Genomic DNA, 26479 nt, shown 5'->3' on the forward strand with positions numbered 1-26479 from the left:
CGCCCAGGCCGCCGATGCTCTTGGTGTCGCACTGACCAGGGCCGTCCTCTCGCCACGGGGGTCGAGAGGACGGTTCCCGCATGACCACGCTCAGACGCGACATGACCATGCACAGACAGAAACAGACAGAAAACGGGGAACAGAGATGAGCAGCAAGACCCGCACCGCCCTCACCGCCGGCCTCCTCGCCGTCGCCCTCGGCCTCGGCGCCACCGCCCAGTCGGCCTCCGCCGGCACCCCGCGCAGCGTCAGCGGCAAGTCGTCCGACAACATCACCCGCATCGCCGACTTCTACGGCGCCTACATCGACGCGGTGACCGACGAGGACAGCGGCAAACTCGGCGACGCACTGCGCGCGCACTACCTCACCCCCGCCTTCCAGAAGGAACTGGCGGCCTGGGAGGACAGGGAGCACGCCGACGGCGTCCTGCGCGCCCAGAACGTCCCGCTCGCCTGGAAGGTCACCGACAACGGCAACACCGCCAAGCGCACGGAGGCCGTCGTCACCCTCACCTGGAGCAAGAACAGCGCCACCAAGCTGTTCGTCGACATGACCCGCGGCAGCCGCAAGATCTTCCACATCGGTGAGAAGGGCATCAGCGGGAAGTAGCGGCGGTCACGCCGGTCGCAGCCGCACCGTGAGGATCTGGAACGGCCGCAGCTCGAAGCCCAAGTCGCTTTCGTGCAGCGGCCGTTCCAGCAGGTCCGTCACCTCGGCCCGGCCCACCGGGAACCCGGGCCGCAGCGTGGCCCGCGCCCGCCCGCCCCGGGACTCGTACAGCCGTACCACCACATCCCCGCTGCGGTCCTCCGCGAGCTTGACGGACTCGACGGTCACGCCGGGGTGGTCGACGCGCACCAGCGGCTCCACGGCCGGTGCCTCGGCCACCCGCAGTGGCAGGTTCAGGGCGAGCCCCTCGGCGACCGCGTGCACGACGTCCCCGCCGGGCAGCAGCGCGTAGGTGAACCGGTGCGGGCCCAGATCCGTCTCCGGGTCCGGGCTGTGCGGGGCACGCAGCAGCGTCAGCCGTACGGTCGTGCCGAGGCCGCCCTCGTGCGGGGTACGGGTCACGTCGTGGCCGTATGTCGAGTCGTTGAGGACCGCCACGCCATAGCCCTCCTCCGCGACCCTCAGCCAGCGGTGCGCGCAGATCTCGAAGCGGGCCGCGTCCCAGGACGTGTTGGTGTGCGTCGGGCGGTGGATGTGCCCGAACTGGATCTCCGCCGTGGAGCATTCGGCGTGCACATCGAGCGGGAAGGCGGCCTTCAGCACCTTCTCGGACTCCTGCCAGTCGACGTCCGTGACGATGTCGAGGCGCCGGGCACCGGCCGCCAGCCGGAGCTCCTGAGTGATCCGCGACTTCCCGAACGTCCGCGTCACCCGCACCGCCGCCCTCAGCGGCCCGCTCTCCACCAGCTCCACCGACTCGACGTCCGTCAGGTCCGTGTGCCGCCGCCGGTAGTGCCGGTCGATGTCCCAGGCGTCCCAGGCGTTGGGATGGTCGGGGTGCAGCTGGAGGAGATTGCCCGGCCCGGACAGCACCTCGCGGCCGGCGGCGAGATCGCGTACGGAGGTGATCAACCCCTGGGCGTCCACGGTGACTTGGAGCCGGGAGTTCTCCAGTACGTAGGTGTCGCCGTCCTGTTCCGCCCGGACGACCTCGCCCGCCGCGCCCGCGACCGGCGCGCTCCCCAGCCCCGGCACCGTGACCAGCACGCCCCCGGCGATCTCCGTCCGCTCGTACGGCGAGGCGTTGAACACCGAAGGACCGCCCGCCCCCAGCGCGGCCACCGCCCCCGCCGTGATCTCCTCCACCTCGGCCAGCACCTGCGCGTAGGTGTCGCGCGCCTCCCGGTGCACCCAGGCGATCGACGACCCGGGCAGGATGTCGTGGAACTGGTGCAGCAGCACCGTCTTCCACAGCCGGTCCAGCGCGTCGTAGGGGTAGGCATACGACGGATTGCGTACGGCGGCCGTCGCACACCACAACTCGGCCTCGCGCAGGGCGTGTTCCGAGCGCCGGTTGCCCTGCTTGGTCTTCGCCTGAGTGGTGTACGTGGCCCGGTGGAGTTCGAGGTACAGCTCGCCCGACCAGACGGGGGCCTGGGCGCCGTACTCCTCCTCGGCGGCCGCGAAGAACGCGGACGGCTTCTCGATCTCCACCCGCGGCGAGCCCTCCAGGGAGCGCAGCCGCCGCGCCTTCTCCAGCATCTCGCGGGTCGGACCGCCGCCCCCGTCACCCCATCCGAACGGCACCAGCGACCGGGTGGCCCGCCCCTTCTCGGCGAAGTTGCGTTCCGCGCGGGCGAGTTCACGGCCGTGAAACTGCGAGTTGTAGGTGTCCACGGGCGGGAAGTGCGTGAAGACGCGGGTGCCGTCGATGCCCTCCCACCAGAAGGTGTGATGGGGCATTTTGTTCGACTGGTTCCAGCTGAGCTTCTGGGTGAGGAACCAGCGAATTCCGGCCAGTTTCGCGAGCTGGGGGAAGGCCGCGGTGTAGCCGAAGGAGTCCGGGAGCCAGATCTCCTCCGTCTCCACCCCGAGCTCCTCGGCGAAGAACCGCTTTCCGTGCACGATCTGCCGGGCCAGCGCCTCACCGCCGGGCATGTTGGCGTCGGACTCGACCCACATCGAACCGACGGGCGCCCAATTGCCGTCCCCCACCGCCTTCTTGATCCGCTCCCAGATGTGCGGCTGGTGCTCCTTCACCCAGGCGTACTGCTGGGCCTGCGAGCAGGAGAACACCAGCTCGGGGTAGTCGGCGGCGAGCGCGGTGACGTTGGCGAAGGTGCGCGAGGCCTTGCGGACCGTCTCGCGCAGCGGCCACAGCCAGGCCGAGTCGATGTGCGCATGTCCGGTTGCGGAGATCCGGTGTGCGCTCGCCGCGGCCGGGCGGGACAGGACGTCCGTCAGCGCCGCCCGGGCTGCGGCCGCCGTACCGGAGACGTCGTGCAGGTCGAGGGCGTCGAGCAGGTCCTCCAGAGCGCGCAGGATCTCGTGCCGCCGGGGCCGGTCCATGGGCAGCTCGTGCATGAGTTCCGAAAGCACCTCTACGTCCAGGACCAACTGCCACACGGCTTCGTCGAGTACGGCGAGGTCGGCAGAGCGGAATCGGTAGATGGGCCGATCCCCGGCGGTCCGGACGTCCCCCAGGTGCGTGGGTTCGAAGCCGTGCAGCACGGCCGGATTGGCCGCCGCCTCCAGAAGCAGATGCACCGGTTCGCCTCCGCTCGCCGGAGCGCCGACGGTCAGATGACGGTTGCGCGGGTGAATGCCCTTCAACGGCACGCCTGCGGCGTCGTAGAGCAGTCCCTCCGCCTGGAAACCGGGCCCGTCGCCCGTGAACCCGGGGTCGATCACCGCCTCGACCCGGCGCCCGGCCCATTCCTCGGGGACCCGACCCGCCAACCGGAACCAACTCGTCGACCAGGGCTTTCCCCATACCGTTCCGGTTGTGAAGGTCTCGTAGTCGGCCCCCAGCGCCTGGTCCACGGGCACCGGTTCGCCGGGCACATGCCACACGGACAGGTCCAGTGGCACGCGCTCCGCATACTGCGCGGGTCGCACGAACTGCCCCATGGCGCGCTCCAGGCGCGCCTCCACCAGCGTTCGGTCGTCGTGCACAGCGGCTCCCTCGGCGCTCGGACGGCACTGTCCAGCGTGTCATCTACCCGGCCGGAAGGACCGCATCCGTGGCCGAACACCTGGTCGTTGAGGATTCGACATGACTGCCACGTGCCCAGAGGGGCATGGATCCCGTGAACGTGTTCGACAAGGAGGGGAACCGACATCGGCACGCGGGCGGGGGTCATGAATAGGCAGGCACGAGGGGGCGGTCCCATAGCGATCGGGGCCTTCTCGGCGAAGACGGAGGACAACACCGACGGCGGCCCGGAAGGGGCGCAGCCGTCCCAGCTACGGAAGAGACTCGGACGGTCGGATCTCAAGGCGGTGCCCGAGGCACGCAGGGCGCTGCGCGAGCTGTTACGGCAGTGGGGCAGGCCCGGTCGGTCGGAGATAGCGGAGCTGCTCACCAGCGAACTCGTCACCAACGCACTCATCCACACCGACCACGACGCGGTGCTCACGGCCACTGTCGGACCCCGTGGACTGCGGGTGGAGGTAAGGGACTTCGTCGCCCGCAGGCCCAGACTGCACGTACCGAACGCCGACGACGGTACGCACGGCAGAGGCCTGGTCCTGGTGCAGTCCCTCGCGGACGCCTGGGGGGTACGGGTGCACGGGGTGGGGAAGGCGGTGTGGTTCGAACTCGATGCCGGAGCGGCATAGCACGGGAAGGGGGCGTGACCCGCAGGCCACGCCCCCTTCCCCTGTCAGCCGCTCCTAGCCGAACTGCTGCTCGAGGTCCTTGAGCTTGCGCTCCAGGGAGTCGAGGCGGGGCAGGGCCATGGTGTCGTCCTCCGCGGTGAGGTCGACGGTCACCGGTTCAGTACCGGCCTTGCGGACGGGCTGCAGGGACGGGCGTGAGCGTACGGGCAGCGGTTCCGCGGTGGATATGGCAGGCTCCGCGGAGACCGAAGCGGAGGCTCGCTCCAGAGCCTGGGGCTCCGCCTGGCGGCCGCCGCCACGGCCGATGAACCCGCGGTGGCCCCGGCTGATGGCCTTGAGCTGGGCGCGCTCCAGACGGTCGTGCTCGCGCCGACGCAGCCGGTTCTGCTCCTTCTGCCGCTGGTCCTCGCGCACCTCGTCGACCGCCTCGTCCAGGCTGCGCACGCCCTCCAGGAGCATCAGCGACCAGGCCTTGTAGGTCTCGCGGGGGGCCCGCAGCCAGCGGACGATACGGATCTGCGGCAGCGGACGCGGCACCAGACCCTGCTCGCGCAGTGCGGCCCGGCGGGTCTGCTTCAGTGCGCGGTCGAAGAGGACGGCCGCAGACAGGGACATCCCGGAGAAGAACTGCGGCGCACCGTCGTGGCCGATGCCCCTGGGCGCGTGCACCCAGTTGAACCAGGCCGCGGCGCCCGCGAACGTCCACACAAGTATCCGGGAGCCGAGGGCCGCGTCACCGTGGCTGGCCTCGCGCACCGCGAGCACGGAACAGAACATGGCCGCACCGTCCAGGCCGAACGGCACCAGGTACTCCCAGCCGTCGGTCAGGCCGAGGTTCTGCTGGCCGAAGCCGACCAGGCCGTGGAAGGAGAGGGCGGCGGCCACCGCCGCGCAGCAGAACAGGAGGACATAGGAGGCGGTTCCATATATGGCCTCCTTGCGCCGGCGGCGCTCCTCGCTGCGCTCCCACGAATCGTCCGTCTTCGCGTGCTCCCCGGACCGCTTGCTGCGCGCGAGCACCGCCACCGCCGCCAGCATGCCCAGGAGCAGTACGGCGCCCGGAAGCAGCCAGTCCAGCGATATGTCGGTCAGTCTCATCTGGGGTCCCTTGCATTGGGATAGGGCGTAACGCCCGCCATAGTGGCCCAATCCCACCGGCCCTCAGGGGGTTTCGGGGCAAGAGGCCGCCAAGGAAGTGCAAGGGGATGCCCAGGGCGGCGTTCTGCTCGAACTGCCGCTTGAGGGGCGGGAGTTGAGTTCGAATAAGACTACCCGTACGGATGGTTCCACGGAAAGTTCCTGCGGCAAGTGAGGAAATTGTGAATCGCCTGTAACCGGGCGGGCGCCTTGTCCGCGTTGATCTTACGGGACGTCAGGTGGCTGATCCAACGCTGATCGCGTACATGACGTCTTAGTAGGTAAGGCTAACCTTGCTCAAGATGCTTGGGATTTGAACTGGTGGCTTCTGCGCCTAAGGTGCTTGACGGACGAGTAACAACCCGCCGTAATGACCCCAAGTACTGACACGTCCGGAGGAGGACCCGGTGAAGCAGAGCACGCACGGCTCCGCGGAGACGGGGATTCCGGAGACCCGGGCCGCCGGGGTGCCCCGGGTGCCGCCGCAGCCCAGGGCCCAGGACGTGGACCGGGAGCGTGGCGTCGCCGCGGCGGCCACCCGTGGCGAGCACACGCACAGTGAGCAGCCGATTCCCCGGCCGCGCCCGGTCCAGCGGGCCTCGGTGCGCGGGCAGATCCTCGACGCGCTGCGCACCGCGCTGGTCGCGGGCGAGCTGACGCCGGGCGAGGTGTACTCGGCACCCGCGCTGGGGGAGCGGTTCGGGGTCTCCGCGACGCCGGTGCGGGAGGCCATGCAGCAGCTCGCCCTGGAGGGGGCCGTCGAGGTCGTCCCCAATCGCGGGTTCCGGGTGATCGAGCGGGGGGCCCGGGAGCTGGCCGAGCTGGCCGAGGTCCGTGCGCTGATCGAGGTCCCCGTGATACTGCGCCTGGCTCGTACGGTGCCGGCCGAGCGGTGGGCCGCGCTGCGCCCCCTCGCCGAGGCCGCCGTCCGCGCCGCCGCCTCCGGGTGCCGCGCGACGTACGCCGAGACGGACCGCACCTTCCACCGTGCGCTGTTCGCCCTGTCCGGCAACGGACAACTCGTCCAGATCGCCGACGACCTGCACCGCCGTGCCCAGTGGCCCCTGGTCGGAGGCCCGGCCTCCCGGGGCCACGCGGACCTGGTGGCGGACGCGGCGGAGCATGCGGCGCTGCTGGATGCACTGATCGTGCGGGATCTGGATGCGGTGCGGGGGCTCGTGGCGGGGCACTTCGCGGGGGTGGCCGCGGCTGGGGGCTTGCAGCCCCCAGACCCCCGCTTCCGGCCCTGAAGGGGCCTCGTCCTCAAACGCCGGACGGGCTGAGATGCCGGAGCCGCGTCAGCCCCTGTCGGCCGATCCCGTCGCCGTCTTCGAGTAGCCGTCCTGCCACGCCGCCTTCGCGCCGGAGTCGCCGATGCGGTAGACGTCGACCACTGCGCCCGCCGACACCGCGACGGACAGCACGGCGGCCGCGATCCGGACCGCGGACGCGGACCGGGCGCCGTCGCGCTGTGCCGGTGACCTGCGGGTCGTCCACCACACCGCCGCCGCCAGCACGAACAGGCCCAGCGCCCAGGGGAGCAGCCCGTCGCCGAGTTCCGCGTGCCGCTGTATCAGCGTGTTGCTGCTCACGTGCTTCTCCAGCCACTCGCCGGCCCCGGTGGTCAGCGGCACGCTCGCCAGGGTGACCAGGGCCAGGATCGGCAGCACCAGGCCCATGCGCCGTGCGGCGGGCGGCCACACGGCGCACACGACCAGGGCCAGGGCCGTCAGCGGTACCAGTACGACCACGAAGTGGACCAAGAGGACATGTGCGGGCAGGCCGTTGACCAGGCTCATCGGGCGCTCCTCCAAGGGATCGGGCGCGCCAGCCTGGCACAGCAACCTCTCAGGTTCCTCTCAGCGGCCTCCAGGCCCTCATGCGGTGGCCGCCCCCGCAGCCGGCGGCGCCAACTGCCGTGCCAGCCAGGTCGGTACACCACCCAGCAACCGGAACAGCCGCCGCGCCTCCTCCCGCAGCCGTGAAGCCTCCGGTTCCGCCTCCGCGTCGGCGAGGGATGCCAGCGCCGGTGCCGTACCGACGAGGTAGCCCAGCTCCTCCCGGATGCGGAGGGATTCGGCGAAGCCGTGCCGGGCCTCCGCCAACTCCCCCTCCCGCAGGGCGAGTCCGGCGAGGTGGCGCCAGGTGAAGGACAGCAGCAGCGGGTCGGAGTGCGCCGTCGCCCCCGCGTGCGCCCGCCGGTACGCCGCCCGCGCGGCCTGCGGGGAGCGGGCCAGGTTCTCGGCGAGCAGCCCCCGCCGGAAGTCCAGCACCGCCCGCCCTGCCGCGCCCGGAGGGATGAGCGCCGCCGCCCGCCCCAGCGCGGCCCGCGCCTCGTCGGCCCGGTCGCGCACTCCGTGCAGGGTGGCCGCGTACGCAAGTTGCCCGCGTTCACAAGCGGCCGCGCCCCGCTCGTCGTCGCTGTGGGCCAGCGCCTCGGCCGTACGCAGCGCGTCCTCGGCGTCCTCCCAGCCCTGCTCGGTGTACAGACACCGCTCGACCAGCAGCGCCGCCCGCTGCAGCGCGGCATCCGCGGTGCCGGGCTGGAGCAGTGCTGCCGCGTCGGCCCAGCAGGCGCGCGAGCGCAGCCGCCATACCGCGGTCTGGAGGGGATCGTCACCAGCGGTCGTTCCGTTACCAGACATGGCGGTATGCGCCACGTTGCCCTCCCCGAGCACGCCATCGAGCTATGAGTGGTGGCGGCATCTCAGCACGAATCGCGGCGCCCGGCCAAGGGGGTGGGTGAAGGATTTCACAAAGTCGTGGGACAGCGACGGCACTTGGTGCCACCTCTGTCCCATGCCCCGGTGACCTCAGCTCATCCGCAATGCCAGGAAGAAATCCAGCTTGTCCTCCAGTCGCGACAGGTCACGGCTCGTCAACTGCTCGATACGCCCGACCCGATAGCGCAGCGTGTTGACGTGCAGGTGCAGCCGGGTGGCGCAGCGCGTCCAGGAGCCGTCGCAGTCGAGGAACGCCTCCAGCGTCGGGATCAGTTCGGCGCGGTGGCGGCGGTCGTAGTCGCGCAGGGGGTCCAGGAGGCGCGCGGTGAAGGCCCGCCGTACGTCGTCCGGGACGAACGGGAGCAGGAGGACGTGCGAGGCCAGTTCCTGGTGGCCGGCCGCGCACACCCGGCCGGGGCGGGCCGCCGCGACCCTGCGGGCGTGGCGGGCCTCCTCCAGTGCGCCGCGCAGCCCCTCCGCCGAGTGCACGGCCGCGCTCACGCCGAGTGTGACCTGCCCGTCGTCGTCCAGGCCGGCCGACAGCGGGTCCCGTACGGACTCCAGGAGCACATCGGCGAGGATGCCGGTCTCGGAGCCGTCGTGCTCCGCGGAGACCGCCGGGAGGGGCACGAGGGCGATCGCCTCGTCGCCGGTGTGCGCGACGGCGATGCGGTCGGAGGGCTCGGGACCCGTGGCGAGCGGGTCGACGAGGATCTCCTCCAGGAGCGACTGGGCGACCGGGCCCGCCTCGATCTCCCCGCCCTGCCAGTCGACCCGGGCCACGACCACCTGCCAGTGCGGGGCGGCCCCCAGGCCGGGCAGCAGCACGGGGGCGGCCACCCGCAGCCGGGCGGCGATCTCGGCGGGCGCCGCGCCCGTCTGCACCAGCTCCAGGACCTCCTGCGCAAGCCGGCGCCGCACGGTGCGCGCCGCGTCCCGGCGGTCCCGCTCGACCGAGATCAGCTGTGTGACGCCCTGGAGGAGGTCGAGGCGCTCGGCGGGCCAGTCGCCCGCGTCCGCCTCGACGGCCAGCAGCCAGTCCGACAGCACCGTCTCGCGCACATCCCGGGAGGCCTGCGGCGACCGCCCTCCCCCAGCTACCGCTGGGCGGTGCCCCCAGCTCCGGATCGGGAAGAGGCTGTACGTCGCCGGGCCGAGCGTCACCCGGTGCGGCCCGCGCCGGCCCGTGCGGGCGGCGGCGAGGTGCTCGGCGGCCAGCTTGGCGCACATGTCCGCGGGCAGCGCGGGGCCCGCGACCTTGGTGCCCGCGATGAGCCGTCCGGTGGGGGAGAGCACCCAGGCCCGCAGGTCCAGGTCGGTGCCGAGCAGGTCGAGGACCACGTCCGGGCCGCCGCCCGCCGGGCCCGAGGTCATCATCCGCCGGTGCCGGTCGACGACGGCCGCGAGGTCCCCGGCGCGCTCGCCGGACACCTGCCGTACGACATGCTCGGTGATCGTCGCGAACGCCACCGACTCGTGCACCGCGAACAGCGGCAGGCGGTGCCGGGCGCAGGCCACGACCAGGTCGTCCGGGATGTCGTCGCCCAGCTCCGCCTCGCCGGCGGCCAGCGCGGCCACCCCGGCCTGCGCCAGGATCCGTACGAACGACTCGGAGTCGTCGGCGTCGTGGCGCCAGGCCAGCCCCGTGAGGACCAGCTCCCCGCCCGAGAGGTAGCGGCTGGGATCCCTGAGGTCGGTGGTCATCACACCGCGCACGGTGCGGTCCAGCTCGTCCTCGCCGCCGAGCAGCCGCAGGCCCAGCGCGTCGGTGTCCAGCAGTGCGCGCAGCCGCATTCTCGTCGCCGCCGTTCTTTGTCTCGAAATCTACGATGAGTCTTGAGGATGGTCGGTGGGAGGAGCCCGGCGACCGGTGCGCGCGGCGCATCCTTTGATTGCCAGGCTGTTTCCTGCGTTTCTACAGGAAAACCAAGAGGTTACTGATGACCTCCGTTCATACGAATCTACAAGATGCTCGGCCTGGCCAGCCAACTCCTTCATGGTTTCCGTGACTGACCCCGGTGGAGCACGGCGCTGTGTACTGACTCCACTCCGCGTAAACAGCACATGAACAAGCCGGTCCCGGCGCACCGGATGTGGCTCGATCCGTACGCCCCACGAGACGAAGAGGAGAGCCGGTCATGGACTTCCTTCGCCCCGCCAGCTGGGAGGAGGCGCTCGCCGCCAAGGCCGAGCACCCCACCGCTGTGCCCATCGCCGGTGGCACCGACGTGATGGTCGAGATCAACTTCGACCATCGGCGGCCCGAGTACCTGCTCGACCTGAACCGCATCACCGACCTCACCGAGTGGCAGGTCGGCGAGGAGAGCGTGCGGCTCGGGGCCTCGGTCCCGTACACGAAGATCATGGAGCACCTGCGCGCCGAGCTGCCGGGTCTCGCCCTCGCCTCGCACACGGTCGCCTCCCCGCAGATCCGCAACCGCGGTGGCGTCGGCGGCAACCTCGGCACCGCCTCCCCGGCCGGCGACGCCCACCCCGCGCTGCTGGCGGCGGGCGCCGAGGTCGAGGCCGAGTCGGTGCGCGGCTCCCGGCTGATCCCGATCGACGAGTTCTACACCGGGGTGAAGCGCAACTCGCTCGCCGCCGACGAGCTGATCCGTGCCGTGCACATCAAGAAGGCCGACGGCCCGCAGCAGTTCTCGAAGGTCGGTACGCGCAATGCCATGGTGATCGCCGTGTGCGCCTTCGGGCTGGCCCTGCATCCCGAGACCCGCACGGTCCGTACCGGCATCGGCTCGGCCGCTCCGACCCCCGTCCGGGCGAAGGCCGCGGAGGAGTTCCTGAACGCGGCGCTCGAAGAGGGCGGCTTCTGGGACAACGGAAAGATCATCACCCCGTCGGTCGCCAAGCAGTTCGCGACGCTGTGCTCCGGCGCCTGCAACCCGATCGACGACGTCCGGGGCACGGCGAGCTACCGCCGTCACGCGGTGGGTGTGATGGCCCGCCGCACGCTGACCTGGACCTGGGAGTCGTACCGCGGCGCCCGCCGCCTCACGGAAGGAGCCGCGTGATGCGCGTCAACTTCACCGTCAACGGACGTCCGCAGGAGGCCGACGACGTCTGGGAGGGCGAGAGCCTGCTCTACGTCCTGCGTGAGCGCCTCGGTCTTCCCGGTTCCAAGAACGCCTGCGAGCAGGGTGAGTGCGGTTCCTGCACGGTCCGCCTGGACGGCGTGCCCGTGTGTGCGTGCCTGGTCGCGGCCGGTCAGGTCGAGGGCCGTGACGTCGTCACCGTCGAGGGCCTGGCTGACTTCGCCAAGCAGCGTGCCGAGCACGGCGGTTGCGCCTCCGGAGCCTGCGGTACGTCGCTGCAGGACGCCCGGCAGTGGGCCGCCAAGGGCACCGATTCCCAGACCGGAGAAGGCACCGGGCTCGCCCCGATCCAGCAGGCGTTCATCGACGCCGGCGCCGTCCAGTGCGGCTTCTGCACCCCGGGTCTGCTGGTCGCCGCCGACGAGATGCTGGAGCGCAACCCGAACCCGTCCGACGCGGACATCCGCGAGGCACTCTCGGGCAACCTGTGCCGCTGCACCGGCTACGAGAAGATCATGGACGCGGTCCGCCTCGCGGCCGCCCGGCAGGGAGAGGCGGTCTGACCATGGCCCCCAACGGTGCTCCCATCGGCACTCCCACCAAGGTCACCCAGGGTTCCCGGACCAAGGGCGGCATCGGCGAGTCCACCCTCCGCCCGGACGGCATCCTCAAGGTCACCGGCGAGTTCGCGTACTCGTCCGACATGTGGCACGAGGACATGCTCTGGGGCCAGATCCTCCGGTCGACCGTCGCGCACGCGGAGATCGTCTCGATCGACACGAGCGAGGCGCTGAAGACCCCGGGCGTCTACGCCGTCATGACGTACGACGACCTGCCGACCGACGTGAAGAACTACGGCCTGGAGATCCGGGACACCCCGGTCCTCGCGCACGGCAAGGTACGCCACCACGGCGAGCCGGTCGCCATCGTCGCCGCCGACCACCCGGAGACCGCGCGCCGCGCCGCCGCCAAGATCAAGGTCGACTACCGCGAGCTGCCGGTCATCACCGACGAGGCCTCCGCGACCGCGCCGGACGCGATCCTCGTCCACGAGAACCGCGACGACCACCACATCGGCCACGTCCCGCACCCCAACATCGTCCACCGTCAGCCGATCGTGCGCGGCAACGCCGAAGAGGCCGCCAGGAAGGCCGACTTCATCGTCAGGGGCGAGTACACCTTCGGCATGCAGGACCAGGCCTTCCTCGGCCCCGAGTCCGGTCTCGCCGTACCCGCCGAGGACGGCGGCGTCGACCTCTACATCGCCACCCAGTGGCTGCACTCCGACCTGCGCCAGATCGCCCCGGTCCTGGGCCTGCCCGAGAACAAGGTCCGGATGACGCTCTCCGGCGTCGGCGGTGCCTTCGGCGGCCGTGAGGACCTGTCGATGCAGATCCACGCCTGCCTGCTGGCCCTGCGCACGGGCAAGCCCGTCAAGATCGTCTACAACCGCTTCGAGTCCTTCTTCGGGCACGTCCACCGCCACCCCGCGAAGCTCTCCTACGAGCACGGGGCGACCAAGGACGGCAAGCTCACTCATATGAAGTGCCGGATCGTCCTGGACGGCGGCGCCTACGCCTCCGCGTCCCCGGCGGTCGTCGGCAACGCCTCCTCGCTGAGCGTCGGCCCGTATGTGGTCGACGACGTCGACATCGAGGCCATCGCCCTCTACACCAACAACCCGCCCTGCGGCGCCATGCGCGGCTTCGGCGCGGTCCAGGCGTGCTTCGCCTACGAGGCGCAGATGGACAAACTGGCCGACGCGGTGGGCATGGACCGGGTGGAGTTCAGGCAGCTCAACGCGATGGAGCAGGGGACCGTCATGCCGACGGGCCAGCCCGTCGACTCCCCGGCCCCGGTCGCCGAACTCCTGCGCCGCGTCAAGGCGATGCCCATGCCGCCGGAGCGCCAGTGGGAGTCCAGCGAGGGCGCCGACGTACGGCAGCTGCCCGGCGGTCTGTCCAACACCACGCACGGCGAAGGCGTCGTCCGCGGTGTCGGCTACGCGGTCGGCATCAAGAACGTCGGCTTCTCCGAGGGCTTCGACGACTACTCGACTGCCAAGGTCCGCATGGAGGTTGTGGGCGGCGAGCCCGTCGCCAGCGTCCACACGGCCATGGCGGAGGTCGGCCAGGGCGGAGTCACCGTCCATGCGCAGATCGCCCGCACCGAGCTGGGCGTCGCGCAGGTGACCATCCACCCCGCCGACACGCGGGTGGGCAGCGCCGGTTCGACGTCCGCGTCGCGTCAGACGTACGTCACCGGCGGCGCCGTCAAGAACTCCTGCGAGCTCGTCCGGGAGAAGGTCCTGGAGATCGGGCGCCGCAAGTTCGGTACGTACCACCCGGCTTGGGCCACCGCCGAGCTGCTCCTGGAGGGCGGCAAGGTCGTCACCCACGGCGGAGAGGTCCTCGCCGACCTGGCCGACGTACTCGAAGGCGAGAGCGTCGAGATCGAGGCCGAGTGGCGGCATCGCCCCACCGAAGCCTTCGACCTGCGCACCGGCCAGGGCAACGGCCACGTCCAGTACTCCTTCGCCGCGCACCGCGCCGTCGTCGAGGTCGACACCGAGCTCGGCCTGGTCAAGGTGATCGAGCTGGCCTGCGCCCAGGACGTCGGCAAGGCGCTCAACCCGCAGTCCGTCCTCGGCCAGATCCAGGGCGGCACCCTCCAGGGCATGGGCATCGCGGTGATGGAGGAGATCATCGTCGATCCCAGGACCGCAAAGGTCAGGAACCCGTCCTTCACGGACTACCTGCTTCCGACCATCCTCGACACGCCGATCATCCCGGTCGACGTCCTCGAACTCGCCGACGACCACGCCCCGTACGGGCTGCGGGGCGTCGGCGAGGCACCCACCCTGTCGTCGACTCCGGCCGTCCTCGCGGCGATCCGGAACGCGACGGGGCTGGAGCTCAACCGCACGCCGGTCCGGCCGGAGCACCTCACCGGAACGGCGTAGGCACAGACTCTCCGGGCGGCACCGGGAACGTCACACTTCGCCGCGCCGCCCGGAGTACTCAAGCACCGCACCGCTCGCGGAACTTGAAGCACCACCGCACCACCGTCAGTACCAGAGTGTTCGTTCGTCTCGGGCCGTCCCCCGGGTCGTGCGGCCGAAGCACCTTCCCAAATCCCGCAAACGCAAAGAGCAACCGCGGGTGCCCCTGTGAACCTTGGGAGTAGGCCCACATGACCCAGCAGTCACTGGAGCCAAGCACCACCGCCGACGATTCGGGTGAAGGCACCCGTATCGCGGCCGGCAGGTCCTGGCTCGACCGGTACTTTCACATATCCAAGCGAGGATCCACGGTCGCGCGCGAGGTGCGCGGCGGCGTCACCACCTTCATGGCGATGGCGTACATCCTCCTGCTCAACCCCCTGATCCTGTCCGGCAAGGACGCGGCGGGAGACACGCTCGGCCAGAAGGCCCTCATCACCGCGACCGCGTTCGCGGCGGCCTTCACCACGCTGCTGATGGGCTTCTTCGGCAAGGTGCCCCTTGCCCTCGCCGCCGGTCTGTCCGTCTCCGGTGTGCTTTCGTCGCAGGTCGCGCCCCAGATGACCTGGCCGCAGGCCATGGGCATGTGCGTGATGTACGGCGTCGTCATCATGCTGCTGGTCGTCACCGGCCTGCGCGAGATGATCATGAATGCGATCCCGCTCGCTCTCAAGCACGCGATCACCATGGGCATCGGCCTGTTCATCGCCCTGATCGGCCTGGTCAAGGCAGGCTTTGTGCACCAGGGCAAGGCGACCCCGGTCACCCTCGGCCCGACCGGTGAACTCGCCGGCTGGCCGGTGCTGCTCTTCGCGGCCACCCTCCTCGTCATCTTCATGCTGCAGGCGCGCGGTGTCCCCGGCGCGATCCTGATCGGCATCCTCGGCGGCACCGTGATCGCCGTGGTGCTCAACGCACTTGGTGTCATCGACCCGAAGCAGTGGGCGAGCGGCGCTCCCGAACTGCACGGCAGCGCGGTGTCCATGCCGGACTTCTCGATCTTCGGCAAGGTCGAGTTCGGCGGCTGGGGCAGCGTCGGCGCGATGACGGTCGGCATGATCGTGTTCACGCTGGTGCTCGCCGGTTTCTTCGACGCCATGGCCACCATCATCGGCGTCGGCACCGAGGCCAAGCTGGCCGACGAGCAGGGCCGGATGCCGGGCCTGTCCAAGGCGCTGTTCATCGACGGCGCCGGCGGCGCGATCGGCGGCATCGCGGGCGCCTCCGGCCAGACCGTGTTCGTCGAGTCCGCGACGGGCGTCGGCGAGGGAGCCCGTACCGGACTCTCCTCGGTCGTCACCGGTCTGTTCTTCGCGGCCTGTCTGTTCTTCACCCCGCTGACGGCGATCGTCCCCGGCGAGGTCGCGGCCGCGGCCCTGGTGGTCATCGGCGCCATGATGATGATGAACGCCCGCCATGTGGACTGGGCCGACCGCGCCACCGCGATCCCGGTCTTCCTCACCGTCGTGATCATGCCGTTCACGTACTCGATCACGGCGGGCGTCGCGGCCGGAGTCATCTCCTACGTCGCCATCAAGATCGCCCAGGGCAAGGCGCGGGAGATCGGTGCCTTCATGTGGGGCCTGACACTGATCTTCCTGGTCTATTTCTCCCTCAATCCCATTGAGAGCTGGATGGGCGTGCACTAGACGGCCTTGAATGGCCCTCCACACACACGCCGTTAGGAGACCGACAGATGCTGGACATCGCCGCGCAGCTGAACCGGTGGGTCGAGCAGGGTCGCGACTTCGCCGTGGCCACCGTGGTGGCCGTCGGCGGCAGCGCCCCGCGTCGGCCCGGCGCCGCCCTCGCGGTGGACGCCGACAGCACGGCGATCGGCTCGGTCTCCGGCGGCTGTGTGGAGGGCGCCGTGTACGACCTGTGCCAACAGGCCCTTGAGGACGGCGAAACCGTCCTGGAGCGCTTCGGGTACAGCGACGAGGACGCCTTCGAGGTCGGCCTGACCTGCGGCGGCATCATCGACATCCTCGTCACTCCGGTACGGGCCGCCGATCCGGCCCGCCCGGTGGTCGCGTCCGCGCTGGCCGCCGCCGCCCGTGGGGAGGCGGCGGCGGTGGCGCGGATCGTGTCGGGACCGGCCGGACTGCGGGGCCGGGCGCTCGTGGTACGCCCCGACGGCTCGTACGAGGGCGGCTTCGGCGCACACCCGGAACTGGACCACACGGTGGTCGGGGAGGCGGCGGCCTTCCTGGACACCGGGCGGACCGGCACCCTGGAGATCGGCGAGCAGGGCTCACGCTGCGGAGCCGCGCTCACGGTCCTGGTCGAGTCCTCCGTCCCGCCGCCCCGGATGATCGTGTTCGGCGCGATCGACTTCGCGTCGGCGCTGGTGCGGATCGGCAAGTTCCTGAACTACCACGTGACGCTGTGCGACGCGCGCCCCGTCTTCGCGACACGGAACCGCTTCCCGGAGGCCGACGAGATCGTCGTCGAGTGGCCCCACAAGTACCTGGCGCGGACGTCCGTGGACGCCCGTACCGTCCTGTGCGTCCTCACCCACGACGCCAAGTTCGACGTACCGCTGCTGCAGCTGGCGCTACGGCTCCCGGTGGCGTACATCGGCGCGATGGGCTCCCGCCGCACCCACCTCGACCGGAACGAGCGGCTGCGCGAAGTCGGCGTGACCGAGCTGGAGCTGGCGCGGCTCAGGTCCCCGATCGGCCTGGACCTCGGTGCCCGTACGCCCGAGGAGACGGCCCTGTCGATCGCCTCCGAGATAGTCGCCAACCGGCGTGGCGGCAGCGGGGTCTCACTGACCGGGGCGCACACGCCGATCCACCGCGATGTCACCTCGGTCTCCGCCGGGCGGATCGGTTCGGTGGCCTGAGCGCGAGGGTCACTTCGCGGTCTTCGTCGGGCGGTCCGGCCGTACGGAGAAGGCCGTGTCGCCCGCCACGGCCACGATCGCGTCCTTGACCTGGAGCACATACGGGGTGGTCTCCGACGCCGACTCCCCGGGGTCTGCGATCGCGGCGGTGCGCCAACGGACCGCCCCCGTGGCCCGGTTGAGGGCCAGCAGACGGCCGTACTCGTTCGACAGATACAGCGAGTCGTACTTCACGGACAGCACCGGCGTCGACAGGTTCTCGACGTCGGTCGTCCGCTGCCACAGCCGGGTCCCGTCGGATCCCCTTACGGCGGTGACGGTTCCGTCGGGCCGGACGAGGTAGACGACTGAGCCGACCAGGGCGGCCGTGCCGCGTGTCCCGGTCTGCAGCGGCAGCCGCCGGAACTTGCCGGTGCCCGGGTCCACCCGCAGCAGGGCGGAGTACGGCCGGTCGCCGTCGGGGGTCGACTGGTACTTCTTCGGGTCCGGCACGAGGAGCAGCGGCCGGCCGTTGGCCACACCCAACGCCTGGACGTTCACGGGCAGTTGGGCGATCTCCTGTGCCGTGCCCTTGACCGGGTCGAGGCGCAGCAGGCTGTTCGAGCCGCTGTTGGGATCGTCTCCGTCCGCACACAGGCCGTACGGGGCGCCGTTGAACACGACGGGGGTGCAGTAGGTCCCGGACGACGACTTCGCCGGTGCGGACCACAGCCGGCGGCCCGTCTTGTCGTAGGCGACGAAGGCAGTCTTGTTCTCGTCCATCGCGAGGATGCCCCCGCTGAACAGGACGGCCGGCTCGTCCTCGCTGACCGGGCGGGACCAGAGTTCGGTGCCGGTGCGCGCGTCCAGGGCGACCAGCCGACGGGTGATGTACGTCTCGGTCGAGTCCGGCTTGCGGTAGGCGTAGACGCGCCCGTCGCGGACGCCGATGGGGCGCGAGGTCTCGGGGCTGATGCCGTACCGCCACTCGACGCGGCCGGACGCGGCATCGAGCCTGGTGACCGTGAAGCCGGTGCCGCCGCAGTACACGGCGGTCGAGCCGCTCGGCAGGCAGCCGGACTCCAGATAGTCGAGCGGGTCGCCCTTCTTCTCGGTGCGCAGGCTCGCCCGCCAGGGCTTCCAGCCGGCGGGCAGCCCGGCGGCGGGGGTGCCGGTCGCGGACGCATGGACGGCGGGTGAGCCGTCGGCCGGCACCGGACTGGCGACCATGTGCATCGTCAGGATGCCGGCCGCGCTGACGGCCAGTGCGGCGCCGATGCCGATCAGGATCCGCCGTGTGCGGCCGCCGCCTCTCCGGGCTGTCGGCGGGACGGTCGTGTCCGGCGAGGCGGAGCGGGGAATGCGGCGCCCACGGGACGCGGGCCGGGACCCGGCTCCCCGGAAGTCCGGCACGGTGAGGGCGCTCGCGTACTCCGGCACCGCAAGGGCCTGCGCGGAGTCCGGCAGGGTCCGCAACAGGCCCTGGAGTTCGTCCAGTTGGGGACGGGCCTCGGGGTCCTTGTCCAGGCAGCGCTCGGCGATGGAGCGCAGCGGCTCCGCGACCCCGTCCAGTCGCGGCAGCTCGTGCATCACCTGATAGCCCGTCAAATACGGGCTGCCGCCGTCGAAGGGGCGATTCCCGGTGGCCGCGTACACCAGCAACGAGCCCAGCGAGAACACGTCCGAGGCGGCGGTGACGTCCCGTGGCGCGGCGAACTGCTCGGGGGACATGAAGGGCGGGGTGCCGATCAGCCGGCCGGTGACGGTGAGGTCCTCGTTGTCGGCGGCGCGCGAGATGCCGAAGTCGATGACGCGCGGACCGTCCTCGGCCATCAGGACATTGCTCGGTTTCAGGTCCCGGTGCACCATGCCGACCCGGTGGATGTCCCGCAACGCCTCGACGAGCCCGAGCGCCAGCGTGCGCAACTTCCGTCCGCCGAGCGGCCCTTGCTCGGCCACGACCTCGGACAGCGTGCGGCCCGGCACGTACAGCGTCGCCATCCACGGCAGCTCGGCATCCGGATCGGCGTCCACGACGGGCGCGGTGAACGCCCCGCTCACCCGCCGTGCCGCCGCGACCTCCTGCCGGAAACGAGCCCGGAACTCCTCGTCCAGCGCGTACTGCGCGTGTACGACCTTGATGGCGACCTGGCGGCCCGAGTCCGAGAGCCCCAGATGGACGACGCCCATTCCGCCGCTGCCGAGCCGGTCGAGCAGCTTGTAGCCGCCTATGGACTCGGCATCCCCGGGGCTCAGCGACATGCGCCGGTCACCTTCCCGATTTTCCTCGACTGGCCGGACCGTTCAGAGGCATAAGAATAGGCAGTGTGTTCGCTTGCCCGGACAGTGACCGGCGAACCGCCACCGCGACTCAGGCCGCCGGGCGCACCGCCGGCTGGTCCGGCCAGCGGAAGGCGTACGCCGGGTCGCCCCCGCGGCCGATCCGTACGAAGCGCAGCAGTTCCCGCACGATGCCCGCGTTCCCCATTGCCCACCCGGTGCGGGGTTCGAGGGCGCTCGGGGTGGCCCGGTGCTCGACGTTCGACCAGCGGGTGCCGTCGCTGTCCCGGGTCGCCCGGGCGACGATGTCGGCGACGAGGACCTGGGCGAAGCCGGCGCCGTCGTCCTGCTCGGCCATCCGGTCGCAGGCGAGGGCGAGGACACCGGCCGTGCCGCAGCAGCGGCCGTTGTTGTCCCAGAAGCCGGGGCGCGGCCGCGCAGGGATCCCGGAGTCGACCACGGTGTGCCAGCAGCGGTCCGCGAGGGACGCCCAGGCCGGGTCGGCGGTCACGTCCCGCAGCAGCCGGAAGACCTGGGCGTCGCCCGCCGGGCCGTGGCACCACCCGTAACTGATGCGCTGCACCACGTCGGGGCGGTAGTGCGGGTCGGAATGGGGCACGAGGAAGCCGTCCGGTCCGGCCTCGTCGCGGGCCACCACGTCCGCGGCACCGGCCAGCGCCAACTCGACGAGGTCCGCGCGCCCGGCAGCCCGGCCCACCTCGGCCAGCGCGGCGACGATGCCGAGCGTGCCGTGCGAGATGTGGTGCAGGCGTGACTCCACGTCCGGGCGGTGCGCCCACTGCACGCCCGTCGCGGTCTGCTCGGCCGTACCCAGATAGGGCTCCAGGGCGAGTACGGCCAACTCGGCATCGCCCAGCGCCGACGCGCCGAGCCCGATCCCCGCGTTGCCGCCCATCAGCTCGAACAGCGCGCCCCAGCGCGTCCCGTCGAAGCGCGACCGCACGACCTGAAGGGCCCGGTCCGCGGCGGCACCGGCAGCGCTGTCGCCGAGCTCGTCGTCAACGGCCCGCAGGGCGAGGGCGATTCCGGTGCGGCCGAAGTACAGGGAGTCGTCGTCGACGGCGTCGACGGCCGCGGCCAGGCTGCGGGCCGCACGCAGGGCGGTGTCGCCGTACGAGTCGACGCCGAAGTGCCGCCGCGCCTCCAGGAGGACCGGCACCACCCCGGCCGTACCGCTGTAGAACGCCGGGTCGAGCTCGTCGTCCGAGGGCGTGCGCGCCCACCCGAGCCCGCCGCCTTCCGTCTCCCGTGCCGCCGCGAGCAGCCAGCGCAGGCCGTCCGCCGCAAGCTCCTCGACCTCGTCCACCACGGTGCCGTCAACTGCCGTCATGGCGCCCACTCTTGCATGATCAGCACCGCCCGCCCAGACCGCACCGCAGGTCACGCGGCCAGTCGCCAGACACTCGCAGCACGAAGACACGCAGCGCGCCCGGCGCCAGGTCCCCACACCGGTCCCGCGTCGCCGCCACCGCCGCATCGGCCCAGTCGACGGCCAGGGTGCGGTAACCGAGGCCGGCCAGGGCCGCAGCGTAGGTACCCAGGCCGCGGCCGACGTCCAAAGCCCGGGCCCCGGGCTGCGGTCGTACGGCCTCGCCGAGCAGCCATATCTCGTGGGCGTCGGCCCGGTGGAAGCCGTTGCCCGCCGCGAAGTGGTCCTCCCAGTGGCCTTGGCCGGCAGGCATCACGGCATCCTGAGAAGCCGGTTCGCCGCCCGACCGAACACATGCCGCGCCGCCCGTGCGAGGAGCGGGTCGAAGAAGCCCGGCAGCCACCGGACCCCCAGCTCCTCCCGCCAGACCACCCGGCTACGGCCCCCCGGCCCCGTCCGCACCTCGATCTCCGCCCACCCGGTGACGACCCGCCCCCGCTTCTCCAGCCGGCACAGACCAGGTGTGTCCTCCGTCGGCGGCTGCCACACCGTGACCTCCATCGGGTCCTCGAAGGCCAGCGGGCCGAGCCCCGTACGGGCCACGACGACCGTGCCCTCGCCCGTCGGTGGGGGAGGGGTCACCGTGACGCGGGTCAGGGGGACCACCTCGCCATGACGGGGCCACTCGGTCAGGCGGCGCCACGCCTCGTCGAGAGGGAGCGGTGCCGTGCGTTCGAGGAGGAAGTTGACCACGGAACGAATCGTAGGGAATCCGGGCTGCTCAGAAGGGTGTTCATCCGCGCGTCACGCACTTGGCCCAGCGGCGTAATCGGCGGAAGGCGTAGACAGGACGGTGGGTGTTGAATGCGGCAAGGATGGGTTCACATAAGTCCCATCCCTCTACCATTCCTCCCATGGGCGGGCAATCCGCCTGCCCCCGGGGGAAGTTGGACGTCATGCCACTCAAGGCCTACGGCGTGCTGATCGCGCGCGCGGTCGACACCCGGCGCGAGGGCGCCACCGGCACACCGCACTATCAGATCCATCTCCAGGACGACGGCGGCACGCACTACCGCGCCGCCGTCAATGTCCTCTCCCAGGAGCGGCCCTCCGAGCTGCTGTACCTGGTCGACGAGGACTTCCGGCACCCCGTCACGGACCGCCTGGACGGCCTGCCGAGCGGCTGGAACACCCTGCCGCCCGGCCCCGGCGGCCCGAACCTCGACTTCGTGCGCGGCAACCTCTTCGACCCCGCGAAGCTGCGCACCCTGCCCCCGGACCGCTCCGGCCCCGACAACGACCTGGCCGACCTCCTCGACCACTACGTACGCCGCGCGGTCGACGACACCGCGGCCCGGCTGTACGTCTTCGGTGAGCGCTTCGGCCCCGAACCCACCGTCAGGGACAAGGTGTTCGGCTTCCTGCCCGGCAACGGCGTCCACGACATCCACATGAACCAGGGCAACAGCCGCAAGTTCCAGGGCGACGACGGTGTCTGGCAGGACGGCGGACTGCTCCTGCACTTCCCGGCGCAAGAGCGCTGGGTCGGCATCTTCCTCGCCTTCCAGAGCCAGTCCTGGCACACGGACGACGTCACCGGACACGCCCTTGACGACGTCGACGGCAACCGTCCGCAGCCGGGCGCCCAGCCCGTCCGGATCGTCGCGGCGCTGGTCAACCCGGTCGGCCCGGCCCCCGAGTCGGAGACGGTGACCCTGCTCAATGCCTCGCCCGCCCCCGTCGACCTGACCGGCTGGCACATCGCCGACCGCCTGGGCCAGGCCTCCCCGGTGCCGCCCGGCGCGCTCGCCGCAGGCGCCAGCCTGCTCGTCCCCCTCACCGGCGGCGCCCAACTCGGCAACCACGGCGGGGAGATCACCCTGAAGAACGCGGACGACCTCAAGGTGCACGGGGTTTCGTACACCGCGGAGCAGGCGGCCCGCGAAGGCTGGTCCGTGGTGTTCTGACCCCACCCGAAAGTCCCGTACCGCATGCGGAAGCCCTCTATCGCACTCGCACACCCGTACGGCAGCATGAGCCCCACCCCGTACCACCGCCGGCCGGGAGGGTGTCCCGTGGACCGTGAACTGCACGGCAGGCTCGACGAGTTGCAGCGCCACCCCTATCCGCACTACGAGCGGGCACGGCGCGCCGACGGGCTGACCTACGTGGCCGAGCTCGACGCCTGGCTGGTCGCCCGGGACGCCGACGTACGGGAAGTCCTGCGCCGGCCGGAGGACTTCTCGTCCGGGAACGCCCTGATTCCCGATGTTCTGCCCCCGCCCGCCGCGCTCGCCGTCCTCGGCGGCGGGTTCGGCGGGCGGCCCGTCGTCGTCACAGCCGATGGCGCACTCCACCAGCAGTTGCGCGCGCCGATCGTCCGAGGGCTCTCGCCGGCCCGGGTCGCGGCCGCACTGCCGTACGCCGCCGAGCGGGCCGCCGCCCTGGTCGACGCCTTCGTGAAGGACGGGCACGTCGAGCTGATGTCGGCGTACGCGGGGAAGCTGCCCGGCGAGGTCATCGGCCGCATCGTCGGCCTCGACCCCGCCGATGTGCCCGCCGTCGTACACGGCGGCCGTCGCGCCGAGGAGTTACTGTTCCGCCCCCTGGAAGAGGACGAGCAGGTCGCCGCGGCCGAGGATGTGGTCGCGATGCAGCACATCCTCGACCGGTACGCCCGGGAGCGGCACGCCGAGCCCCGCGAGGACCTCTGCACGGAGCTCGTCACGTCGGTCGTCGGAGAGGGCGAAGGCGAGGGTGAGCTCACCCTGGAACACCGGCACGAACTCGTCGCGCACCTCCAGAACCTGCTGATCGCCGGGCATCTGACCACGACCGCCCTCATCGGCACCACCGTCCTGCATCTGCTCCGGCACCCGGGCCAGTGGGAGCTGCTGTGCGCCGAGCCGGGGCGGATCCCGGCGGCCGTCGAGGAAGCCGCCCGCTACGACGGCGCCCTGCAGGGTTTCCGCCGTATCACCACCGGCCCGGTCACCCTCTCCGGCACCGAACTCCCCGCCGGGGCAACGCTGTTCGTGGCCTTCGGTGCGGCCAACCGGGACTCCGCCCGCCATCCCCGCCCGGACGAGTTCGACATCACCCGCCCGCCGGGACGCCATCTCGCCTTCGGCCTCGGCGTGCACAGCTGCCCCGGCTCCCAGCTGGCCCGCGAGCAACTCCGCCTCACCCTGGAGGAGTTGACCCGCAGGCTGCCGGGACTGCGACTGGCGGACGACCGTCCGGTCACCATGCGGCCGACGATGATTCACCGTTCGCCGCAGGCTCTGAACCTGACCTGGTGAGTCACTGCACCGTCCGCGACCGGGATGCCGAAGTCGGGGGTGCCGTCCGCCCTCCAGTAGATCTTCTGGATGCGGGTGCGGCGGTTTCGAACGCGGTTCGTGATTCCGGCCGAAGATAAAAGTGTGAGCATGTTCCCGTCAACGATTTCGTCACCCCGCTTTACACTCACTTGGCCCTGAGTCGGGGTGGTCTCTCGGCTTCCGGTGGGAACCTCGCTGTCATGGGCCCCATGTCCGCCAACGACCGTGTCCCCGGCCGAGCCGAGCCGCTCGGCTACCGCCTCAAGAGCCTGCTGCTGGGGCCGCCGCTGGCCACCGCGCGCATGCGCCAGGAGAGGCTCGGCAACCGCACCGCCCTCGGCGTGCTGGCCTCGGACTGCATCAGCTCCTCGGCCTACGGCAGCGAGGAGATGCTGCGGGTCCTGGTCCCCGTGGTAGGGGCCGCCGCGTTCACGCTGCTGATGCCGGTGACCGGCGCGATCCTGTGCGTGCTGGTGCTGCTGACGCTCTGTTACAGCGACGTCGTCATGATCTACACCCGGGCCGGCGGCTCGTACGTCGTCGCCCGGGAGAACCTGGGCCCCGACATCGCCCAGGTCGCGGCGGTGGCGCTGCTCGTCGACTACGTCGTCACGGTCGCCGTCCAGGTGTCGGCCGGCACCAACGCGATCATCTCCCTCGCGCATCTGACCGGCGGCGGCTGGACCGGCCTCGACCACCTCCAACTCCCGGTCAGCGTAGGGGTGGTGGGGATTCTCGCGTACGGGAATCTGCGCGGGCTGCGGGAGGCCGGGCGGATGTTCGCGGCGCCCGCGTATCTGTTCATCGGCGCGGTCGGGCTGATGCTCGCCGTCGGCGTGGGCCGCTGGGCGTTCGGCGATCTCCCGCACGCCGACGTGCACGCCGCCGGGGCCGTGCCCCTCGGCACCCAGGGGAACGGCTGGCTTTATGGAGCATCACTGTTCATGGTGCTGCGCGCCTTCGCCAACGGTGGCTCCTCGCTGACCGGTCTGGAGGCGATCTCCAACGGGATCTCCGTGTTCCGCGAGCCCCAGGGGCGCAACGCCCGCCGCACGCTGATCGCCATGAGCTGCGCGCTGGGCGTCCTCGTCCTCGGCGTCTCCGGGCTCGCCCACCTCACCCATGCGATCCCGTACGTCGACGGCACCCCGACCGTCCTCGCCCAGGAGGCCCATCTGGTCTTCGGCAGCTCCTGGGCGGGCTGGGCCGGACTCGTCCTCGTGCAGCTGGCCACCGCGCTGATCCTCTACACCGGCGCCAACACGCCCTTCACCGGCTTCCCGTACCTGGCCAGTTTCGTCGCCGAAGACCAGTTCCTGCCGCGGCAGCTGACCCGGCGCGGACACCGGCTCGCCTTCTCCAACGGGATCATCACGCTCTCCGTGGTGGCACTGGCCCTGCTCCTGGTCACCGACGCCAGCGTGGACCGGCTGGTCGCGCTGTATGCGATCGGCGTGTTCACCGCGTTCACCATGGCGGGCGCCGGTCTGACGGTCTATCACCTAAGGCGCCGGGAGCGCGGCCGGATCTGGAAGGTCGCCGTCAACGCGTCGGCCGCGGTGGTCTCGGCGGCCGTGGTACTGATCTTCGCGGTCACCAAGTTCACCGAGGGCGCCTGGCTGGTCGTGGTGGTCTTCCCGCTCGGCGTGTGGACGCTGATCCGCATCAACCGCGAGTACCGGGCCGAGGCCACCGCGCTGCACTCCCTGCCGCCCGCGGAGGAGAGCGACCGCGCGCACTGGCGCCGGCACATCGTCCTGGTCCTGGTCGACGCCTTCGACCCGGCGGTGTTCCAGGCCCTGCGGTACGCGCACGAGGTGCGGCCCGACGAGGTGCGGGCCGTACATGTCGCCGTCGACCGTCCGCGCGCCGAACGCCTCACGGCCCGCTGGCAGGCGACCGACGCCACCGACGTCTCGCTGGAACTTGTCGACTGCCCGGACCGCAGAGTCGTCCGCGCCCTGACCGAACTGGTCTCCGCGACCACGGCCGACGGAGACACCGCCCTCACCCTCCTCCTCCCGCGCCGCGCCTACCCCAGCCTCCTGGGCCGCCTCCTGCACCGCGGCACCGCCGAACGCCTGGCCCACGCCCTCGGCAGCCTCGCGGCCGTGGCGGTAACGGTCCTGCCGTACGCCGTCGGCGAAGCCCGCAGGGCGGACGAGGGGTCGGTGGGTTGAGGCGACGGGTACGCGGCCGGCCCCTCCGGCAGGTGCTTGCGCGCCGGGGGCGACACGGCCCGCACGGCGCCTGCCCCGGCCTCCTGGGCTGCCTCCTGCACGTGGGCACCGCCGAACGTCTGGCTCACGCCCGTAGGTCCTGCCGTACGCCGTCGGCGAGGCCCGCAGGGCGGACGAGGGGTCGGTGGGTTGAGGCGGCGGGTGCGCGGCCGGCCCCTCGGGCAGGTGTTGCCGCGCCGGGGGCGACACCTCCCGCACCGCGCCTGCCCCAGCCCCT

Annotated in this window: 20 protein-coding genes; 11 read left to right on the forward strand and 9 right to left on the reverse strand. The window is 71.4% G+C overall.

Annotated elements, in window-relative coordinates:
• Positions 1-145 precede the first annotated feature (145 nt).
• Positions 146-610, forward strand: coding sequence for a hypothetical protein (locus P2Q00_RS20020; RefSeq protein WP_275773961.1), 465 nt, complete (start codon positions 146-148; stop codon positions 608-610).
• 6 nt (positions 611-616) lie between these two features.
• On the opposite strand, the gene P2Q00_RS20025 is transcribed toward P2Q00_RS20020, so the two are convergent.
• Complete coding sequence (locus tag P2Q00_RS20025; protein ID WP_275773962.1) at positions 617-3625, reverse strand: alpha-mannosidase; 3009 nt, start codon at positions 3623-3625, stop codon at positions 617-619.
• A gap of 186 nt (positions 3626-3811) precedes the next feature.
• Here P2Q00_RS20025 and P2Q00_RS20030 point away from each other — a divergent pair, with 186 nt between their 5' ends.
• A complete protein-coding gene (locus P2Q00_RS20030) occupies positions 3812-4291 on the forward strand; it encodes an ATP-binding protein (RefSeq protein WP_275773963.1) in 480 nt (159 codons plus the stop codon).
• A 54-nt stretch (positions 4292-4345) separates the two neighbouring features.
• On the opposite strand, the gene P2Q00_RS20035 is transcribed toward P2Q00_RS20030, so the two are convergent.
• A complete protein-coding gene (locus P2Q00_RS20035; protein WP_275773964.1) occupies positions 4346-5389 on the reverse strand; it encodes a DUF2637 domain-containing protein in 1044 nt (347 codons plus the stop codon).
• Between the two features lie 446 nt (positions 5390-5835).
• Between P2Q00_RS20035 and P2Q00_RS20040 the strand changes: the two genes are divergently transcribed.
• Entirely contained in the window at positions 5836-6678 is an 843-nt protein-coding gene (locus tag P2Q00_RS20040; RefSeq protein ID WP_275773965.1) for a GntR family transcriptional regulator, read from the forward strand.
• A 48-nt stretch (positions 6679-6726) separates the two neighbouring features.
• Here the strand turns inward: P2Q00_RS20040 and P2Q00_RS20045 are convergent, their stop codons facing one another.
• The 3 genes from P2Q00_RS20045 to P2Q00_RS20055 all read right to left on the reverse strand — a co-directional run bounded on the left by P2Q00_RS20045 (position 6727) and on the right by P2Q00_RS20055 (position 9945).
• Complete coding sequence (locus tag P2Q00_RS20045) at positions 6727-7227, reverse strand: DUF2231 domain-containing protein (protein ID WP_275773966.1); 501 nt, start codon at positions 7225-7227, stop codon at positions 6727-6729.
• Positions 7228-7305: 78 nt separating this feature from the next.
• Positions 7306-8088: a hypothetical protein gene (locus tag P2Q00_RS20050; RefSeq protein ID WP_275773967.1), complete on the reverse strand. Its 783-nt coding sequence runs from the start codon at positions 8086-8088 to the stop codon at positions 7306-7308.
• A gap of 153 nt (positions 8089-8241) precedes the next feature.
• Positions 8242-9945 (reverse strand): PucR family transcriptional regulator, encoded by a 1704-nt coding sequence (locus P2Q00_RS20055; protein WP_275773968.1) that lies wholly within the window; start codon positions 9943-9945, stop codon positions 8242-8244.
• 344 nt (positions 9946-10289) lie between these two features.
• On the opposite strand from P2Q00_RS20055, the gene P2Q00_RS20060 reads away from it, so the two are divergent.
• The 5 genes from P2Q00_RS20060 (at position 10290) to P2Q00_RS20080 (ending at position 17050) form a co-directional block, all read left to right on the forward strand.
• Positions 10290-11180: an FAD binding domain-containing protein gene (locus P2Q00_RS20060; protein WP_275773969.1), complete on the forward strand. Its 891-nt coding sequence runs from the start codon at positions 10290-10292 to the stop codon at positions 11178-11180.
• Entirely contained in the window at positions 11180-11764 is a 585-nt protein-coding gene (locus tag P2Q00_RS20065; protein WP_275773970.1) for a (2Fe-2S)-binding protein, read from the forward strand. Before P2Q00_RS20060 ends, P2Q00_RS20065 begins: the two co-directional genes overlap by 1 nt.
• 2 nt (positions 11765-11766) lie before the next feature.
• Positions 11767-14163: a xanthine dehydrogenase family protein molybdopterin-binding subunit gene (locus P2Q00_RS20070; protein WP_275773971.1), complete on the forward strand. Its 2397-nt coding sequence runs from the start codon at positions 11767-11769 to the stop codon at positions 14161-14163.
• Positions 14164-14393: 230 nt separating this feature from the next.
• The gene (locus tag P2Q00_RS20075; RefSeq protein ID WP_275773972.1) at positions 14394-15851 is read left to right on the forward strand and encodes an NCS2 family permease; all 1458 of its coding nucleotides are present in this window, start codon (positions 14394-14396) and stop codon (positions 15849-15851) included.
• A gap of 47 nt (positions 15852-15898) precedes the next feature.
• Complete coding sequence (locus P2Q00_RS20080; protein ID WP_275773973.1) at positions 15899-17050, forward strand: XdhC family protein; 1152 nt, start codon at positions 15899-15901, stop codon at positions 17048-17050.
• A gap of 9 nt (positions 17051-17059) precedes the next feature.
• On the opposite strand, the gene P2Q00_RS20085 is transcribed toward P2Q00_RS20080, so the two are convergent.
• The 4 genes from P2Q00_RS20085 to P2Q00_RS20100 all read right to left on the reverse strand — a co-directional run bounded on the left by P2Q00_RS20085 (position 17060) and on the right by P2Q00_RS20100 (position 21452).
• On the reverse strand, positions 17060-19291 hold the full coding sequence (locus P2Q00_RS20085) for a serine/threonine-protein kinase (RefSeq protein ID WP_275773974.1): 2232 nt from the start codon (positions 19289-19291) through the stop codon (positions 17060-17062).
• Between the two features lie 109 nt (positions 19292-19400).
• On the reverse strand, positions 19401-20660 hold the full coding sequence (locus tag P2Q00_RS20090; RefSeq protein ID WP_275773975.1) for a lanthionine synthetase LanC family protein: 1260 nt from the start codon (positions 20658-20660) through the stop codon (positions 19401-19403).
• A 19-nt stretch (positions 20661-20679) separates the two neighbouring features.
• Positions 20680-21012, reverse strand: a complete 333-nt coding sequence (locus P2Q00_RS20095; RefSeq protein WP_275773976.1) for a hypothetical protein — start codon at positions 21010-21012, stop codon at positions 20680-20682.
• The gene (locus P2Q00_RS20100; protein WP_275773977.1) at positions 21012-21452 is read right to left on the reverse strand and encodes an SRPBCC family protein; all 441 of its coding nucleotides are present in this window, start codon (positions 21450-21452) and stop codon (positions 21012-21014) included. The genes P2Q00_RS20095 and P2Q00_RS20100 overlap by 1 nt, the downstream gene beginning before the upstream one ends.
• Positions 21453-21655: 203 nt before the next feature.
• On the opposite strand from P2Q00_RS20100, the gene P2Q00_RS20105 reads away from it, so the two are divergent.
• The 3 genes from P2Q00_RS20105 to P2Q00_RS20115 all read left to right on the forward strand — a co-directional run bounded on the left by P2Q00_RS20105 (position 21656) and on the right by P2Q00_RS20115 (position 26202).
• Positions 21656-22666: a DUF2278 family protein gene (locus tag P2Q00_RS20105; RefSeq protein WP_275773978.1), complete on the forward strand. Its 1011-nt coding sequence runs from the start codon at positions 21656-21658 to the stop codon at positions 22664-22666.
• Positions 22667-22774: 108 nt separating this feature from the next.
• Positions 22775-24001, forward strand: a complete 1227-nt coding sequence (locus P2Q00_RS20110) for a cytochrome P450 (RefSeq protein WP_275773979.1) — start codon at positions 22775-22777, stop codon at positions 23999-24001.
• A gap of 230 nt (positions 24002-24231) precedes the next feature.
• Positions 24232-26202: an APC family permease gene (locus P2Q00_RS20115; RefSeq protein ID WP_275773980.1), complete on the forward strand. Its 1971-nt coding sequence runs from the start codon at positions 24232-24234 to the stop codon at positions 26200-26202.
• Positions 26203-26479 lie beyond the last annotated feature (277 nt).

Origin of the sequence: Streptomyces coacervatus (genome assembly GCF_029223485.1) — a bacterium.
GTDB lineage: Bacteria > Actinomycetota > Actinomycetes > Streptomycetales > Streptomycetaceae > Streptomyces > Streptomyces coacervatus.

What these genes read in the sequence shown, in the direction of transcription:
- P2Q00_RS20075 (WP_275773972.1), top strand. Translation starts at nt 14,394, where the DNA reads ATGACCCAGCAGTCACTGGAGCCAAGCACCACCGCCGACGATTCGGGT.
- P2Q00_RS20115 (WP_275773980.1), top strand. Translation starts at nt 24,232, where the DNA reads ATGTCCGCCAACGACCGTGTCCCCGGCCGAGCCGAGCCGCTCGGCTAC.
- P2Q00_RS20085 (WP_275773974.1), bottom strand. Translation starts at nt 19,291, where the DNA reads ATGTCGCTGAGCCCCGGGGATGCCGAGTCCATAGGCGGCTACAAGCTG.
- P2Q00_RS20080 (WP_275773973.1), top strand. Translation starts at nt 15,899, where the DNA reads ATGCTGGACATCGCCGCGCAGCTGAACCGGTGGGTCGAGCAGGGTCGC.
- P2Q00_RS20030 (WP_275773963.1), top strand. Translation starts at nt 3,812, where the DNA reads ATGAATAGGCAGGCACGAGGGGGCGGTCCCATAGCGATCGGGGCCTTC.
- P2Q00_RS20105 (WP_275773978.1), top strand. Translation starts at nt 21,656, where the DNA reads ATGCCACTCAAGGCCTACGGCGTGCTGATCGCGCGCGCGGTCGACACC.
- P2Q00_RS20060 (WP_275773969.1), top strand. Translation starts at nt 10,290, where the DNA reads ATGGACTTCCTTCGCCCCGCCAGCTGGGAGGAGGCGCTCGCCGCCAAG.
- P2Q00_RS20020 (WP_275773961.1), top strand. Translation starts at nt 146, where the DNA reads ATGAGCAGCAAGACCCGCACCGCCCTCACCGCCGGCCTCCTCGCCGTC.
- P2Q00_RS20055 (WP_275773968.1), bottom strand. Translation starts at nt 9,945, where the DNA reads ATGCGGCTGCGCGCACTGCTGGACACCGACGCGCTGGGCCTGCGGCTG.
- P2Q00_RS20095 (WP_275773976.1), bottom strand. Translation starts at nt 21,012, where the DNA reads ATGCCTGCCGGCCAAGGCCACTGGGAGGACCACTTCGCGGCGGGCAAC.
- P2Q00_RS20065 (WP_275773970.1), top strand. Translation starts at nt 11,180, where the DNA reads ATGCGCGTCAACTTCACCGTCAACGGACGTCCGCAGGAGGCCGACGAC.
- P2Q00_RS20045 (WP_275773966.1), bottom strand. Translation starts at nt 7,227, where the DNA reads ATGAGCCTGGTCAACGGCCTGCCCGCACATGTCCTCTTGGTCCACTTC.
- P2Q00_RS20070 (WP_275773971.1), top strand. Translation starts at nt 11,767, where the DNA reads ATGGCCCCCAACGGTGCTCCCATCGGCACTCCCACCAAGGTCACCCAG.
- P2Q00_RS20090 (WP_275773975.1), bottom strand. Translation starts at nt 20,660, where the DNA reads ATGACGGCAGTTGACGGCACCGTGGTGGACGAGGTCGAGGAGCTTGCG.
- P2Q00_RS20035 (WP_275773964.1), bottom strand. Translation starts at nt 5,389, where the DNA reads ATGAGACTGACCGACATATCGCTGGACTGGCTGCTTCCGGGCGCCGTA.